This window comes from Mesorhizobium sp. M2D.F.Ca.ET.226.01.1.1, assembly GCF_004022705.2.
GTDB lineage: Bacteria > Pseudomonadota > Alphaproteobacteria > Rhizobiales > Rhizobiaceae > Mesorhizobium.
Map to the genome: position 1 here is coordinate 257,418 of NZ_RZOY02000004.1, position 14,376 is coordinate 271,793.

The window sequence follows — 14,376 nt, forward strand, 5'->3', positions numbered from 1 at the left end:
GCCGGTCCCGGCATTCCTTCGAATGCGGTGAACCGCGCGCCGCGGGCGGGAGGATTACTTCTTCTTCGCCAGCTCGTTGGCATAGGCCTCGAGCTCGCTGAGGCCGCCCTTGATGTCGGTGCGCGTGCCGGTGACCAACTCCTCCAGGATGATGCCCCAGCGGTCGCCGAGATCGGGCCAGCGTGGATCCTGCCAGAAGTTCACCGCCGTCACCTTGCCGGTGTCGGCCAGCGCCTTGCCGAGATCGGCGCCGTAGATGTCGGCGAATTCCTTGCTGGAGAGGATGCTCGTGCGGTTCAGCTCGCCGAACTGGTGGGCGTCGAGCCGGCGCTTCTCGTTTTCTTTGGACGTCGCCCAGGCAATGAACAGGCCGGCGCATTTCTTTGCCGCGTCATCCGCATTGGCCTTGGTGCCGATGGCGAGTCCGTGGCCGTAGCCGCCTCCCGGCAGCGGCGAAGGCGGCGGCAGGAAGCCGACCTTGCCGACCACCTGCGAGGTCTTCGGATCCACCGCCATGCCCGACAGCGGCGTCGATTCGACCAGGATGGCGACCTGGCCGGAGAGGAAGGCGCCGGTCGATTCATCCCAGCTGCCGGTCTGCGTGCCGGGCGCCGAGTCCTTGAACAGCTTCAGATAGGTTTCCGTCGCCTTGACGGCCGCGTCCGAATTGAACGCCGGCTTGTCGCCGTCGAACCACTTGCCGCCATAGGCCTTGAAGAACGGCATCCAGCGCCAGACATTGGCGCCCGAGCCGCGCGCGCCGCGCAGCGCGATGCCGTAGATGCCCTTGTCGGCATTGGTCAGCTTCGGCACGTCGGCGATCAATTCGTCCAGCGTCTTCGGCGGCTGGATGCCGGCGGCTTCCAGCACGTCCTTGCGATAGACCATAAGGTCGCCGCCGCCGGTGAGCGGCGCGAACCACACCTTGCCGTCATAGGTGGCGACCTTCTGGCGGCCCGGATCGAAATCGGCGAAGTCATATTCAGCCGGATAATAATCGGTCAGCGGCGCGATCCAGCCCGAGGACGCGAACAGCGCCACATTGGCCTCGTCGACATAGTAGACGTTGTAGTTGCCCACGGTGGAAGCGTCGGCGCGCGACTTGGCGCGACGGTCGTTCTCGTTGAGGTAATCGATCTGGAACGAGGCGCCGGAGAGCTTCTTGAACTCATCCTTGGAGTCCTCCAGAAGCGTCAGGCCGTCGCGTGGCTGCGCCAGCACCTTGACCGGCGCCGAGCAGGCCGGCGCCTGGGCAAGTGCTGCGGTTGACACGGAAGCGGTAAGCACGAACGCTGCGCCGAGGCTGGCAGCGAGCCGATTTGAATTCATTGGTTTTTCTCCTCCAGGAACACTCGCGGAAGCGGCAAATCCTCGGGCTAAGCGACCCTCACCGTCGCCTTGCGGACCTGCCACCCGTCACCAAAATGAGCAGTTGGAAGAGGCGAGGCTAGAAGCCCCGTTGCAGTAGACCTGTACTTTTATGCATTGTGCGGCGCAAAAAACGTAGCCGTTCGAGTCTACTCGTCACACGAGTATCAGTAACTCTTGCGAAGCTCGTTTTCGGCCTTGATCAAGCCCGCAGCGTCAACCGCTGCCGCGACAGCTTGCGGTAAGATGACGGCGTCATCTTGTGCTTGCGTAGGAAGGCGCGGTTGAAGTTCGAGATGTTCATATAGCCGACCTGGAAGCAGATGTCGGTGATCGGGATCTCGGTGTCGGCGAGCAGCTTGCAGGCCTGCCAGAGTCTGAGCTTGGCGACATGGTCGCTGAAGGAGTTGCCGGTGTTTTTCTGGAAGAAGCGCGAGAACGTGCTTTCGCTCATGCCGGCCAATGCCGCCACCTCCGGCAGCTTCAAATCCTCGGCGAAATGCTGGAACAGGTAGGTCAGCGAGCGCTGGATGATGTCCAGCGATTCCGCATCGAGAAGCGGCGAAAAGTCCGGCGACGACAACAGCGCGTATTCGTCGGTGGTGGCCAGGAGGTCGAGCAGTTCGAGGAACAGGCGAAACCTTCCCAGCCCCTGCACCTCGCCCATCCGTTCCATCAGTTCGGCGCCGTCGAGCGCCGTCTGGCCATGGAAGACCGCGCCGCGCAGCGAGCGCTCCAGGAACGGCTCCAGCTCGCGCAATTCCGGCAGCAGCCCCGACGAACCGCGCAGCCGTTCGGGATCGAACTGCAGCACGATATCACGGCCCTCGATCAGCTCGCCCGGCTGCACCGCCGTCACCCAGTCATGTGGTAGCCCGCCGCCGACGATGGTCAGGTAGCCCGGCCCGAACTCGCCGATATGATCGCCGACCAGCACCACGCCGGACGATTTCCTCAGCAGGTGGATCTCGTATTCCGGGTGGAAATTCCAGACATTGCGCTCCCAAGGATAATCGTCCAGCCGCCACAGGAAACTCTCGCTCGCCTCCGTCACGATATGCTCGAAGGCGGGCGCCGTGCGCGGGATCGCGGCCGTGTTCTTTCTGCGCCTGAACGGCATCCATTCCTCCCGGCATGGCGCGCTGGCTGCGCATGCCAAGCGCCATCCGTAGCAGCCCGCGGGCAGCAAATGAAAGAGGCGTCGCGGAATCCGGGCTCCGCCTGGATCAATCGCTGACCCGGCCTCCTCCCTTGCCAACATGTCGTTTTTCATCCACAAGGCGACGCAAATGGCGCCATTTTGCGCCGTTGCTGTACGGCTTCCGGCCCATTTTGCCGACGCGCCGTGTTCTGAAAGAGCGGAACAATGTCTGCGATCGAAACCGGCGCCCTCGCGCCGGAAAACCTTTGGCGTCAGGAAATCAGGGCGACGATCGCGCTCGCCTGGCCGATGGTGCTGACCAATCTCGGCCAGACCGCGATGACCGCGACCGACGTCATGATGATGGGCCGACTGGGGCCGGATACGCTGGCCGCCGGCGCGCTCGGCTCCAACCTTTACTTCATGCCGCTGATCTTCGGCCTCGGCCTGATGCTGGCGACCTCGCCGATGATGGCGACCGAGCTCGGCCGCCGCCGTCATTCGGTGCGCGACCTGCGCCGCACCGTGCGCCAGGGCCTGTGGCTGGCGATCCTGATTTCGATCCCGATCTGGCTCTTCCTCTGGCATGGCGAACAGGTGCTCTTGGCCATGGGCCAGAAGCCGGAACTCGCGCATCAGGCCGGCATCTATCTGCGCTGGCTGCAATGGGCGGTGCTGCCCTTCTACTTCTATATCGTGCTGCGCTCCTTCATCTCGGCGCTGGAGCGGCCGGGCTGGGCGCTGATCATCGTTTTCGTGGCGGTCGCCTGCAACGCCTTCTTCAACTGGGTGTTCATGTTCGGCAATCTCGGCGTCAAGCCGATGGGCATTGCCGGCTCGGGCCTCGCCACCACTTTGTCCAGCACGCTGATGTTCACCGGCCTGGCGGCCGTGGTGATGCTCGAGAAGAAATTCCGCCGCTACCGCCTGTTCGGCCGCTTCTGGCGCGCCGACTGGCCGCGTTTCCGCGGGTTGCTCAGGCTCGGCCTGCCGATCGCCGGCATCCTCGCCTTCGAGGTGACGATCTTCAACGCGGCAGCGCTCCTGATGGGCCTGATCGACGCGGATTCGTTGGCCGCCCACGCCATCGCCACCCAGATCGCCTCGATCTCCTTCATGGTGCCGCTCGGCCTCAACCAGGCGGTCACCGTGCGCGTCGGCCTGGCGCATGGCGCCGGCAATCCGGAAGGCGTGTCGCGCGCCGGCTGGACGGCCTTCGTCATCGGCGTATCCTTCATGGCACTGATGGGGCTGGTGATGATCCTTTGGCCGCATGTGCTGATCAGTGCCTTCATCGACCTTGCCGATCCGGCCAATGCCAGGGTGATCACACTTGCCGTGTCTTTCCTGGTGTTTGCAGCACTTTTCCAGATCTTCGACGGCGCCCAGGCGGTGGCCGCCGGCATGCTGCGCGGCCTGCACGACACCAAGGTGCCGATGATCTACGCCGCGATCGGCTATTGGGGCGTCGGCCTGCCGCTCGGCGTGCTGCTCGCCTTCCATTTCGGCTTCAACGGCGTCGGCGTCTGGATCGGCTTGGCGACGGGCCTGGCTGTCGTGGCGGGCCTGCTCCTGGTGCGCTGGCTCAGGCGCGACCGCATCGCGCCGCAGCTCGCCTTCGGGCATTGAGGCGCGCCGCCTGAATTTTGTTGTGCGCGTCGTACTTTGATGCTGCCTATTGTTTCAGCACGGCGAGAAAATCCGGCACGTCCTTGAGCGCCGCGGCGCGAGCGGCCGGGTTTAGGCCCGCATGAGCAACACCGTCGCCATTGGCGCTGTAGGCCAGCCCGTGCAGTTCGTGGAGCTTCTGCGCCTCGTTGTCGAAATCATGGTAGGCGCCGGGATAGAGGATCAGCTTCACCTTGTCGTGGTTGGCGTCGGCCAATGTCTTGCACGGCGCGGCCGGCGTCCAGTCGTCCGCGTCGCCCATCACGATGAGCAGCGGCACGCGCGTCGCCCAACCGCCCTTGTCGGCGATGGCGGTGCAGCCCGGGTAGAAGGCCACGGCCGCGCGAAAGTCCGGCGAGCCAGCCTTTGGCCTGTTCTTCGGCCGTACCGTGTAAAGCACGCTCGAGCCGCCATTCGACCAGCCGAGCAAGCCGATGGCGTCCGGCTTCACAAAGCGCAGCGTCTGCAGATAGCGGCGGGCGGCATTGGCATCCTCGACCCGTTCCCGATATGGCTCGACCTCGCGATCATCATTCCGGCATTGCGGGCCGAGGTCGCGCGAGCCGTAGCTGTCGGGAAAGATCACGACGTAGCCGAGCGCGGCGAGCCGCTGACCCCAATCGGCATGGCGCGGGCTGAGCTCCGCGTCGTTCTTACGGCTCCACAGGCCGCTACAGCCATGCATCGCGACGATCGCCGGAAATGGTCCTTGTCCCCGCGGCTTGAACAGCATGGCGTCCAGCTTCGCGGGCTGGTTCTCACCGTCGGCCGGAATGATGACGCTTTCCGGTGTCTGCTCGGCGGCCATGACTGGCTGGGCGAGCCATAGGACGAATTGGCCTGCGAGAGCGACAAGATGTTTCGCCTGCATCGCCGCCCGCCCTTCTCCATCTCTTTGTTTTTACGCAATTCCGGAGGGAAAACCGCGCACACTTTTCCTGGAATTGCTCTTGAAGCCGCGACGCGGAGAGTGGCGCTCGCCCCGGCCCGCTGCAAATCACAGTTGCGTGGCAAATGACTACCGCGCAGCTGTGCGCTCAAGCCGCCGTGCGTATTGCGTCAGCGGAAAACACATGACGAAGAAGATCAGCGCCACCAGCCCGTAGACCTTGAACGGCTCGAAGGTCGCGTTGTTGATGGCGTTTGAGGTTCGCACCAGCTCCTCGAAGCCGATGATTGAGGTCAGCGCCGTCGATTTGATCAATTGCACCAGGAAGCCGACCGTCGGCGCGCGGGTGATGGCGAAGGCCTGCGGCAGGATAATCAGCCTGAGTTCCTGCAGATAGTGCAGCCCGAGGCTGGCGCCGGCGTCCCACTGGCCGCGCGGCAGCGCGTCGACGCCGCTGCGCCAGATTTCGGCAAGATAGGCGCTGGCGAAGAAGGTCAGCCCGAGCACCGCCGCCGTCCACGGCTCGATGCGCAGTCCGAGCATCGGCAGGCCGAAGAACATCAGGAAGAGCTGCATCAGGAGCGGCGTGCCCTGGAACAGCGCGATATAGCCGGACGCAATCGGCTTCACCCATTTGTTCTTGGCGATGCGGAAGAACAGCACCACCAGCCCGACCAGCGCGCCGCCGATGAAGGCGGCGAGCGACAAAAGCACCGTCCAGCGCGCGGCGAGCAAGAGGTTGCGGACGATGTCCCAGAAGGTGAATTCGATCATGACACGCCTGCTCCGAGCGCCCGGCGTCCGCCGACAACGAGCAGCCGGCGCAGTCCCATCGACAGGCCGAGATAGACCATCGTCACCACGAAATAGGTCTCGAAGGCGCGGAACGTGCGGGCCTGCAGCATGTCGGCCTCGTAGGTCAGCTCGCGCACCGCGATCTGCGACACCACGGCCGATTCCAGCATCATGATCACGATCTGGCTGGTCAGCGCCGGATAGATCACCTTCAGCGCCTGCGGCAGCACGATCTTGACGAACACCTGGCGCGGCCTGAGGCCAAGGGCGAGGGCCGCCTCCGTCTGTCCGCGCGGCACGGCGTCGAGCCCGGCGCCGACGATCTCGATCGTATAGGCCGCCATGTTGAGCGTCATCGCCAGCATCGCGGCCAGGATCGGATCGAGCCTGACGCCGAGGCTGGGCAGGCCGAAGAAGATGAAGAACAACTGCACCAGGAACGGCGTGTTGCGCATCACCTCGACATAGACGCCGATCGCCAGCTGCAGCGGCTTGGGGCCGTTTCTTTTGCCGGCGGCGCCCAGGATGCCGAGGAAGGTTCCGGCGAACGTCGTGACGGCGATCAGAAGCAGCGTCATCGCCGCGCCGCGCGCAATCACGCCCGCCGCACCCGCAAGCCAGCCGAAGTCGAGGCTGTAGCCCATGGCGATTGACCTTGTTGGAGGCGCCTGACCTAGAACAATTCCAGGAAAAGTGTGAAGCGGTTTTCCGTCCGGAATTGCGTGAAAACAGAGAGGAGAGCGGTTCGGCGCCCGTTACGGCGCCGAACCGATCGGTATCAATCCTTAAGATTGTCGGGGTTGAGGGGCGTCTTCAGCCAGGCCTTCGAGCTCTCGTCCAGCTTGCCGTCGACGAGCATCTTGGCGACCGCGTCGTTGACAGCCTTCTTCAGCCGCTCCTCGTTCTTGTTGAGGCCGATATGCGAGGGCGAGGTGAGCAGTTGGAATTTCTGCTCAGGCTGCAGCGCGTCCTGCTTGGCCAGCACCTGGGCGCCGACATCGTTGCCGACCACCATCAGCTGTGTCTGGCCGGAGATGAAGGCCTGGATGACGGAGTTGTAGTTGTCGAAGCGGCGGATGTCGGCCGAAGCCGGCGCGGCTTCGGTCAGCGAGGTGTCCTCCAGCGTGCCGCGATTGACCGCGATCGACTTGTCGGCGAGGTCTTCCTTGCCTTTCACGGCCGTTGCTTTCGGCCCGATGACAGCAATGTAATAGGGCGCATAGGCGGCGGCGAAGTCGATGACCTGCTCGCGTTCCTTGGAATAGCCGACGCTCATCAAGATATCGACGCGCTTGTCGGTGAGATACGGGATGCGGTTCTGGCCGGTGACGCTGACCAGGTTGAGCTTCACCTTGAGCGAATCGGCGATCGCCTGCGCCACGTCGATGTCATAGCCCTTGATGCTCATATCGGCGCTGGCCGAGGAGAAGGGCGGGAAGTCCGAGAAGATGCCGACATTGATGGCGCCGGCCTTGGTGATGTTGTCGACGGCGTCGGCCTTGGCCTGGGTGGCGAGGCCGGCGGTGCCGAGCATCATGGCTGCCGCGATGGCGGATTTCAGTGCATTGCGAAGAGTCATGGTTATTCCCCTGCTGGAAGCTTGTTGTTGAAACCGGCCGCCGGCTCCAGCGCGACGGCCGTATTGGCTTGAGCAATTCCAGAAATGCGGGACGCGGTTTTCCGTCCGGAATTGCCCGATAGATAGACTTCAGCCTTTCTTGATCGCCGGGCTGAACACCATCAGGCTCAGGATCTCGAACAGAACCTGGGCGCCGACATGGGCGGTGTTGGTGGTGGAGTCGTATTGCGGCGCCACCTCGACGACGTCGCCGCCGACGATGTTGAGGCCCTTCAGGCCGCGCAGCAGCTCTAGCACCTCGCGCGTCGTCAGGCCGCCCACTTCCGGCGTGCCCGTGCCCGGCGCGAAGGCCGGATCGATGCTGTCGACATCGAAGGAGATGTAGGTCGGCCCGTCGCCGACAATCTTGCGCGCCTTCTCGATGATCGCCGGAATGCCGAGCCCGGTCACCTCCTCGGCATGCACAACCGTCATGCCGGACTCGTAGGTGAACTCCCACAGATATTCGGCCGAGCCGCGAATGCCGATCTGGATGGTGCGCGACGGATCGAGCACGCCGTCCAGCACCGCGTTGCGGAACGGCCCGCCATGGTGGAACTTGGTCATGTCGAACAGCCCGCTGGTGTCGCAATGGGCATCGATATGGATCATGCCGACCGGTGCCTTCTTGCCGACCGCCTTCAGGATCGGATGGCTGATCGAATGGTCGCCGCCGACCGAGAGCGGCAGCACGCCGGCATCGACGATCTGGTTGGTGCGCTTTTCGATGTCCTCATGGCTGATCTCCAGCCGGTAGCGGCTGCGGAACGGCGTGTCGCCGATGTCGGCGACGCGAAGCTCATGCGTTGGCGCGCATTCCAGAACATGATTGTAAGGGCCGATGCGTTCGATGGCGCGCAGCGCCCGCGGCCCGAACCGCGAGCCGGGACGGTTGGTGACGCCGAGATCCATCGGCACGCCGATCATCGCCACCTGCAGGTCGCCGAAGTCCGGGTTCTCGGCGGCGATCTCGCGGTAAGGCGCGGCGAGGAAGGTCGGGATGCCGGAATAGGGGGCGAGCCGCGTGCCCGACTTGTTGAAGATCTTGTCGGCGACCTTGCGGAATTTCGGGTCGAACATCTCGCCGCCATGGCTCTCGCCATATTTGCGGCGCAACGCTTCGAGCTTGCCGCGATCGTAACCCATGTCCGGTCCTCCTCTGCTTGCTGCCGCACGGACGATTTGCCAAGCCAGCCTGTTGCCCGGCTGGATCGTTGCCGCTGTTCCTGCGGATTTCACGTCTCTTGAAAGCTGTTCCGGACAAAAGTGTCGGGCAGCGGCATTGAAAAATCAATTGATATTGTTAGGGTCTTTGCTGTGAGAAAATCTCACATAGTAGGAGCCTTTCATGGCCAAGCGCCTGCCGCCGCTGAACCCGCTGCGCGCCTTCGAAGCCACGGCGCGCCACGCCTCGCTCACCAAGGCGGCGGGTGAGCTGAACGTAACGCACGGCGCCGTCAGTCACCAGATCAAGGCGCTTGAGCAGTCGCTTGGCGTAAAGCTCTTCGAACGGACAGGCCAGCGCGTCAAGCTGACGCCGCATGGCGCCGAATTCCTGCCGGCCGTTTCCGCTGCCTTCGAAGGCATCGCCGCCGCCACGCAGCGCATGACGCGCCCGGCAAGCGCCGGCGCGCTCTCGGTGTCCTGTGTGCCGGCGCTGCTGCTGCTTTGGATGACGCCGCGGCTCGGCTCGTTTACCGCGCAATATCCCGACATCCAGCTGACCCTGATCCCATCCAACGATCCCAAGGACATCCGCGCCGCCGATATCGATGTCTGCGTGCATTATGGCGACGGCGGCTGGAGCGATTGCTGGATGCGTAAATGGTCCGGGCTGGAACTCTTTCCGGTGGTCAGCCCGACGCTGATCAACAATCGGCCGATCCGTGGCGTGCGCGACCTTGCCGACCACGTCTTCCTGCATGGCGACGACGGCCGCGAATGGCACACCTGGCTCGCCGCAGCCGACGCGCTGGACCTCGCGCGCGGCCGCCGCCACCATCTGGGCGACGCGCGCATGGCGACGGAGGCTGCCGTGCACGGCCATGGCGTGGCGCTCGGCGATTCCGTCACGGCGCGCGCTCTACTTGCCAGGGGTATGCTCGTCGCGCCCTTCACGCTCTCGGTGCCGGCGGTCGACGATTTCTACGTCGTCTGCCGTAACGAGATGCGCTCGGCGCCCATCGTCCAGCTCTTTATCGATTGGCTGTTCGCCGAGAAGGAGCAGGACGAGGGCCGCGCCGACGCGCCGGTGGCCGGCCGCGTGCCCAGCCGCAGGAAACGGCCCGCCCTCAAGGTGATAGGCGCCAGAGCGATTCCAGGAAAAGTGTAAAATGGTTCAGGCCGGCGTCCCGAGGGCTGGACTTGCATAGCTGCTTTTTGTCGGGCCAGCTTGCGAAGCGGGGAGCGCGTTCGAAAATACAATGCTAAGAGGCATTCCCGCGGCTAGCGAGCAACGAAAGCGCATTGAGACATGGCAAAGACCGATATAGCGCGGCGCGTCTACAACCACACCTGGAAGCTGGATCCGATCGTCCGCAGCCTGCTGGACACCGACTTCTACAAGCTGCTGATGCTGCAGATGATCTGGGGCATGTATCCCAAGGTCGATGCCACCTTCTCGCTGATCAACCGCACAACCTCGGTGCGTCTCGCCGACGAGATCGACGAAGGTGAATTGCGCGACCAACTCGACCATGCCCGCACCTTGCGCTTTTCCAAGAAGGAAATGATCTGGCTCGGCGGCAACAATTTCTATGGCCGCAAGCAGATCTTCGAACCGGAATTCCTGGCATGGCTGGAGGATTTCAGGCTTCCGGAATACGAGCTTTCGCGGCGTGATGGCCAGTTCGAGCTCTCCTTCGGCGGCCCGTGGATGTACACCACGCTCTGGGAAATCCCGGCCTTGGCCATCATCAACGAGCTGCGCTCGCGGGCGGCGATGCGCTCCTTCGGGCCGTTCGCGCTCGACGTGCTTTATGCCCGCGCCAAGGCCAAGATGTGGGCCAAGACCGAGCGGCTGAAGGCGCTTCCCGGCATCCGCATTTCCGATTTCGGCACCAGGCGCCGCCACTCCTTCCTCTGGCAGCGCTGGTGCGTCGAGGCGCTGAAGGAAGGCATCGGCGAAGCCTTCACCGGCACCTCCAACGTGCTCCTGGCCATGGACAACGACCTGGAGGCGCTCGGCACCAACGCGCATGAATTGCCGATGGTGTTTGCGGCGCTTGCCAATTCCGAAGAAGAGCTTCGCGAGGCGCCCTACAAGGTGCTGCAGGACTGGCAGCGCTACTACGGCGGCAATCTTTTGATCGTGCTGCCCGATGCCTTCGGCACGGATTCCTTCCTGCGCGATGCGCCGGACTGGGTCGCCGACTGGACCGGCTTCCGCCCCGACAGCGCGCCGCCGATCGAGGGTGGCGAAAAAATCATCGACTGGTGGCGCAAGAAAGGCAAGGACCCCAAGCAGAAGCTGCTCATCTTCTCCGACGGTCTGGAGGTCGAGACCATCGAGGAAACCTACCGGCATTTCCGCGGCAAAGTGCGCATGTCCTTCGGCTGGGGCACCAACCTCACCAACGATTTCGAAGGCTGCGCGCCGACCGAGACCGACAGCCTCGATGCGATCTCGCTGGTCTGCAAGGTGACGGAAGCCAATGGCCGGCCGGCGGTGAAGCTGTCCGACAACCCCGCCAAGGCGACCGGGGATGAGAGGGAGACCAAGCGGTATCTGAGGATATTTGGCGAGAAGGGGCGGGTGGAGCAGCTGGTGAAGGTGTGAGGGTCGTTGGCTAACTGACGTCGTCACGCGGGACAGCAAAGTTGGACAAGCCGAGTTCCTTCGCGCCCCCCTCTGTCCTGCCGGACATCTCCCCCACAAGGGGGGAGATTGACCCGTCACCGCCGGTTTCGCCAACCTTCAACGCCGAAAGCGGAGAGCCGGCGCCCGAACCGCCAATCTCCCCCCTTGTGGGGGAGATGTCCGGCAGGACAGAGGGGGGCGCCGTAGAACGCCAACCATGCAGGTTGGCCTTTCTTGCAACGGCCTTGGCAGCCGCTCTCCCCACCCCAGCCTTCGCTCACGCCTCCGACCGTGGCCACGTCCTGCTCCTCCCAACCGGCTACTACATCGCTGGCGGCGCGCTTGCCGTGGCCGTCAGCTTCCTCGTCCTCGCACTGCTGCCGCCCGCTGCCCTCAACAATTTCTGGCGCAAGCGCCTGCCGCTGTTCACATTCGGCGACGCTCCACGCACCGTCATCAGCTTGATTTCCTTTGCCGGCTTCGCGCTGCTCGTCGCCGCCGGCCTCTTCGGCAGCCGAGACCCACTCTCCAACCCTCTCCCCCTGGTGATCTGGACGCTCCTCTGGGCTGGCTTCACGCTGTTGCAGGGCGTGTTCGGCGACCTCTGGTCGTGGCTCAATCCGTGGTATGGACCTTGGCGCGTCGTAACCCGGCTCGTTGGTGAACGGCGGAGCGAGAGCCAGCCATCACGGCTGCGCGGTTGGCTCGGCTACTGGCCGGCCTTCATCCTGTTCTTCGCCTTCGCCTGGTTCGAGCTGATCGATCCAGCTCCCGACGACCCTACCCGCCTGGCCTTCGCCGCCGGCATCTGCTGGCTGGCGAGCTTCATCGCGATGCTCATCTTCGGCTATGGCATCTGGAGCAAGCGCGGCGAATTCCTGACCGTCTTTTTCTCGATAATCGCCCGCTTCGCGCCGTTCGATCGCCATGACGGCCGCCTGTCCCTCTGCTGGCCCGGCGCCAAATTGCTCGCCGCCGAGCCGCTGCCGTTGAGTGGCAAGGCTTTCCTTTTGCTGGCCCTGTCGTCGGTCTCTTTCGACGGGCTGTCGAAAACTTTCTTTTGGCTCGGCCTGTTCGGCGTCAACCCGCTGGAATATCCCGGCCGCACCGCGCTGATCGGCATCGGCAGTTTTGGCCTCGTGCTGACTTTCGTCCTGCTTGCGGTCGTGTTCGGTTTGACCATCTTTCTTGGCCAGCGCCTCGCAGGCGACAAACATTCTTTCGGCGAGGCGGCCGGCCTGCTGGTCTGGTCGATCGTGCCGATCGCGCTTGCCTACCACATCGCGCATTACCTCACCGTGCTTCTGGTCGACGGCCAGTACGCGCTGGTCGCCCTCTCCGATCCCTTCGCGCTCGGCTGGAACCTTTTCGGCACCACCAATCGGATGGTCGAGGCCGGCGTCGTCGCCGGCGCCCAGTCGGCCTGGTGGCTGTGGAACATCCAGGCCGGCGTCATCATCGCCGGCCATGTGCTGGCCGTGCTCGTCGCGCATGGCCTTGCCTGGCGGCTCCATCGGCAGCCATCGCGCGCGGCGCTCAGCCAATTACCACTCACCTTCCTGATGATCGCCTACACGATCTTCGGCCTTTGGTTGCTTGCCACGCCGACCGCCGGATGACACAAAAGCGTGGCAACAATGCCGTCGGGTAAAGCTCGCTTGCCAGGCCAGGGCTTTGGTGATTTAGTTTGTACACATGCAATTTTCCCATCCTTCGGAAGGGGATGGATTAGCCGCCTTATCGCTGGTCAAAACTGAAAAAACAGGGGAACGGACATGGCTGACAAGAACGGATTTTTCGACCTCTCCAAGACGACGCTGTCGCGCCGCACCGCGCTGAAGGGCATCGCCGTCGGGGCCGGCCTTGCGCTGGCGCCGGGCTTCGTCCGCTACAGCCAGGCGCAGAGCTCGGCGCCGATCAAGATCGGCTTCCAGTCGCACCGCACCGGCATCGGCGCCGCCTATGGCCGCTGGTACGAAAAGACCAGCGCCGCCGCCGTCAAGGCGATCAACGATGCCGGCGGCATCAGTGGCCGCAAGGTCGAGCTTGTCATCGAGGATGACGGCACCGATCCGGCGCGCGGCGCCGAGGTGGTCAACAAATTCGCCAAGCAACACAAGACCGACATCGCCTTCGGCACCTTGTTCTCGCATGTCGTGATCGGCTCGGCGCCCGCGGCCGGCGAGAACAAGATCCCCTATTTCGTGGTCAGCGAAGGCCATCACGTCGCCTCGACCAAACTCAACCGCTACGTCTTCCAGCCCGGCATCACCGACGTGAAGAGCCAGATCCAGTCGATGGCGCCGTGGATCGCCGCGAACGCCGGCAAGAAGGTGACGCAGATCTTCCCCGACTTCGCCTTCGGCTACGACCATCGCGACTACCTGCCGCCGGCGCTGAAGGCGCAGGGCGCCGACGTGATCGCCCAGATCGCCATTCCGCCGACGGAATCGTCCTTCACCAAATACTTCCCGCAGATCCCGGCCGAGACCGAGGTGATCTACCATGTCATGGTCGGCCCGGCCGTGCTCACCTTCGTCAAGGAGCTCGGCGAGTTCTACGGCTCGAACCGGCCGCAGCTTTTCGGCTTTATGGATTCACTCGAGGCTACCGACATCAACAGCCCCGGCCTCGAATTCCTCGACGGAAGCCATTTCTGGGAAGGTTCGCCGCGCTACGCGCAGGCTGACGACTCTGCTGCGCAAAAAGCCTACCGTGCCGCCGTCGGCATCGACGACAATGGTGCTGCCGTCGGCGATCCCAAGGACGTCTCCACGGCCTCGCATATGTTCGGCTGCTGGGAAACGCTCTACGTCGTCAAGAAGGCGATGGAAGATGCCGGCTACAAGGGACCCGAAGATCGCGCCAAGCTGGTCGAGGCGACCGAGGCGCTGAAGGAATTCGCCGAAGGGCCGGAACATCCGCAGGGCCCGAAAACCTTCAACGGCAAAATCCACCAGTGTTTCGGCATCCAGAACATCTCCAAGGTCGAAGGCGGCAAACTCAAGGTCGTCCACAAGACCAAGATCGAGGACGGCCTCTACGAGCCGGAAGGGGACTATACGAAGCAGGCGCTGTAGGTTCATTCCAACCAGCGT

General features: G+C 63.7%; 12 protein-coding genes. 5 read left to right on the forward strand and 7 right to left on the reverse strand.

Going from position 1 to position 14,376, the window contains the following annotated elements:
- Positions 1-54 precede the first annotated feature (54 nt).
- Together EN869_RS11460 and EN869_RS11465 are read right to left on the reverse strand one after the other, a co-directional pair.
- Positions 55-1,329, reverse strand: coding sequence for an extracellular solute-binding protein (locus tag EN869_RS11460; protein WP_127226667.1), 1,275 nt, complete (start codon positions 1,327-1,329; stop codon positions 55-57).
- 241 nt (positions 1,330-1,570) lie between these two features.
- Positions 1,571-2,488 (reverse strand): AraC family transcriptional regulator, encoded by a 918-nt coding sequence (locus tag EN869_RS11465; protein WP_127226666.1) that lies wholly within the window; start codon positions 2,486-2,488, stop codon positions 1,571-1,573.
- 246 nt (positions 2,489-2,734) lie between these two features.
- Between EN869_RS11465 and EN869_RS11470 the strand changes: the two genes are divergently transcribed.
- A complete protein-coding gene (locus EN869_RS11470; protein ID WP_127226665.1) occupies positions 2,735-4,138 on the forward strand; it encodes an MATE family efflux transporter in 1,404 nt (467 codons plus the stop codon).
- 46 nt (positions 4,139-4,184) lie between these two features.
- On the opposite strand, the gene EN869_RS11475 is transcribed toward EN869_RS11470, so the two are convergent.
- From EN869_RS11475 to speB, 5 genes are all read right to left on the reverse strand, one after another.
- Positions 4,185-5,048 carry a dienelactone hydrolase family protein gene (locus tag EN869_RS11475; RefSeq protein WP_127226664.1) on the reverse strand — a complete coding sequence of 288 codons (864 nt, stop codon included), beginning with the start codon at positions 5,046-5,048 and terminating at the stop codon, positions 4,185-4,187.
- 147 nt (positions 5,049-5,195) lie between these two features.
- Complete coding sequence (locus EN869_RS11480) at positions 5,196-5,840, reverse strand: amino acid ABC transporter permease (protein WP_127226663.1); 645 nt, start codon at positions 5,838-5,840, stop codon at positions 5,196-5,198.
- Entirely contained in the window at positions 5,837-6,505 is a 669-nt protein-coding gene (locus tag EN869_RS11485; RefSeq protein ID WP_127226662.1) for an amino acid ABC transporter permease, read from the reverse strand. The genes EN869_RS11480 and EN869_RS11485 overlap by 4 nt, the downstream gene beginning before the upstream one ends.
- A gap of 134 nt (positions 6,506-6,639) precedes the next feature.
- Positions 6,640-7,440, reverse strand: coding sequence for a transporter substrate-binding domain-containing protein (locus EN869_RS11490; RefSeq protein WP_127226661.1), 801 nt, complete (start codon positions 7,438-7,440; stop codon positions 6,640-6,642).
- A gap of 129 nt (positions 7,441-7,569) precedes the next feature.
- The gene (speB, locus tag EN869_RS11495) at positions 7,570-8,625 is read right to left on the reverse strand and encodes an agmatinase (protein WP_127226660.1); all 1,056 of its coding nucleotides are present in this window, start codon (positions 8,623-8,625) and stop codon (positions 7,570-7,572) included.
- Between the two features lie 202 nt (positions 8,626-8,827).
- Between speB and gcvA the strand changes: the two genes are divergently transcribed.
- The 4 genes from gcvA to EN869_RS11520 all read left to right on the forward strand — a co-directional run bounded on the left by gcvA (position 8,828) and on the right by EN869_RS11520 (position 14,358).
- The gene (gene gcvA / locus EN869_RS11500) at positions 8,828-9,811 is read left to right on the forward strand and encodes a transcriptional regulator GcvA (RefSeq protein WP_127226659.1); all 984 of its coding nucleotides are present in this window, start codon (positions 8,828-8,830) and stop codon (positions 9,809-9,811) included.
- A gap of 141 nt (positions 9,812-9,952) precedes the next feature.
- Positions 9,953-11,257: a nicotinate phosphoribosyltransferase gene (pncB, locus tag EN869_RS11505; RefSeq protein WP_127226658.1), complete on the forward strand. Its 1,305-nt coding sequence runs from the start codon at positions 9,953-9,955 to the stop codon at positions 11,255-11,257.
- Between the two features lie 197 nt (positions 11,258-11,454).
- Positions 11,455-12,897: a hypothetical protein gene (locus EN869_RS11515; protein WP_127226657.1), complete on the forward strand. Its 1,443-nt coding sequence runs from the start codon at positions 11,455-11,457 to the stop codon at positions 12,895-12,897.
- Between the two features lie 156 nt (positions 12,898-13,053).
- The gene (locus EN869_RS11520; protein WP_127226656.1) at positions 13,054-14,358 is read left to right on the forward strand and encodes an ABC transporter substrate-binding protein; all 1,305 of its coding nucleotides are present in this window, start codon (positions 13,054-13,056) and stop codon (positions 14,356-14,358) included.
- The last annotated feature ends 18 nt before the right edge of the window (positions 14,359-14,376 follow it).

Excerpts from the sequence above, each read along its gene's own strand:
- EN869_RS11460 (WP_127226667.1), bottom strand. The coding sequence starts at position 1,329 with ATGAATTCAAATCGGCTCGCTGCCAGCCTCGGCGCAGCGTTCGTGCTT.
- EN869_RS11465 (WP_127226666.1), bottom strand. The coding sequence starts at position 2,488 with ATGCCGTTCAGGCGCAGAAAGAACACGGCCGCGATCCCGCGCACGGCG.
- EN869_RS11470 (WP_127226665.1), top strand. The coding sequence starts at position 2,735 with ATGTCTGCGATCGAAACCGGCGCCCTCGCGCCGGAAAACCTTTGGCGT.
- EN869_RS11475 (WP_127226664.1), bottom strand. The coding sequence starts at position 5,048 with ATGCAGGCGAAACATCTTGTCGCTCTCGCAGGCCAATTCGTCCTATGG.
- EN869_RS11480 (WP_127226663.1), bottom strand. The coding sequence starts at position 5,840 with ATGATCGAATTCACCTTCTGGGACATCGTCCGCAACCTCTTGCTCGCC.
- EN869_RS11485 (WP_127226662.1), bottom strand. The coding sequence starts at position 6,505 with ATGGGCTACAGCCTCGACTTCGGCTGGCTTGCGGGTGCGGCGGGCGTG.
- EN869_RS11490 (WP_127226661.1), bottom strand. The coding sequence starts at position 7,440 with ATGACTCTTCGCAATGCACTGAAATCCGCCATCGCGGCAGCCATGATG.
- speB (WP_127226660.1), bottom strand. The coding sequence starts at position 8,625 with ATGGGTTACGATCGCGGCAAGCTCGAAGCGTTGCGCCGCAAATATGGC.
- gcvA (WP_127226659.1), top strand. The coding sequence starts at position 8,828 with ATGGCCAAGCGCCTGCCGCCGCTGAACCCGCTGCGCGCCTTCGAAGCC.
- pncB (WP_127226658.1), top strand. The coding sequence starts at position 9,953 with ATGGCAAAGACCGATATAGCGCGGCGCGTCTACAACCACACCTGGAAG.
- EN869_RS11515 (WP_127226657.1), top strand. The coding sequence starts at position 11,455 with ATGTCCGGCAGGACAGAGGGGGGCGCCGTAGAACGCCAACCATGCAGG.
- EN869_RS11520 (WP_127226656.1), top strand. The coding sequence starts at position 13,054 with ATGGCTGACAAGAACGGATTTTTCGACCTCTCCAAGACGACGCTGTCG.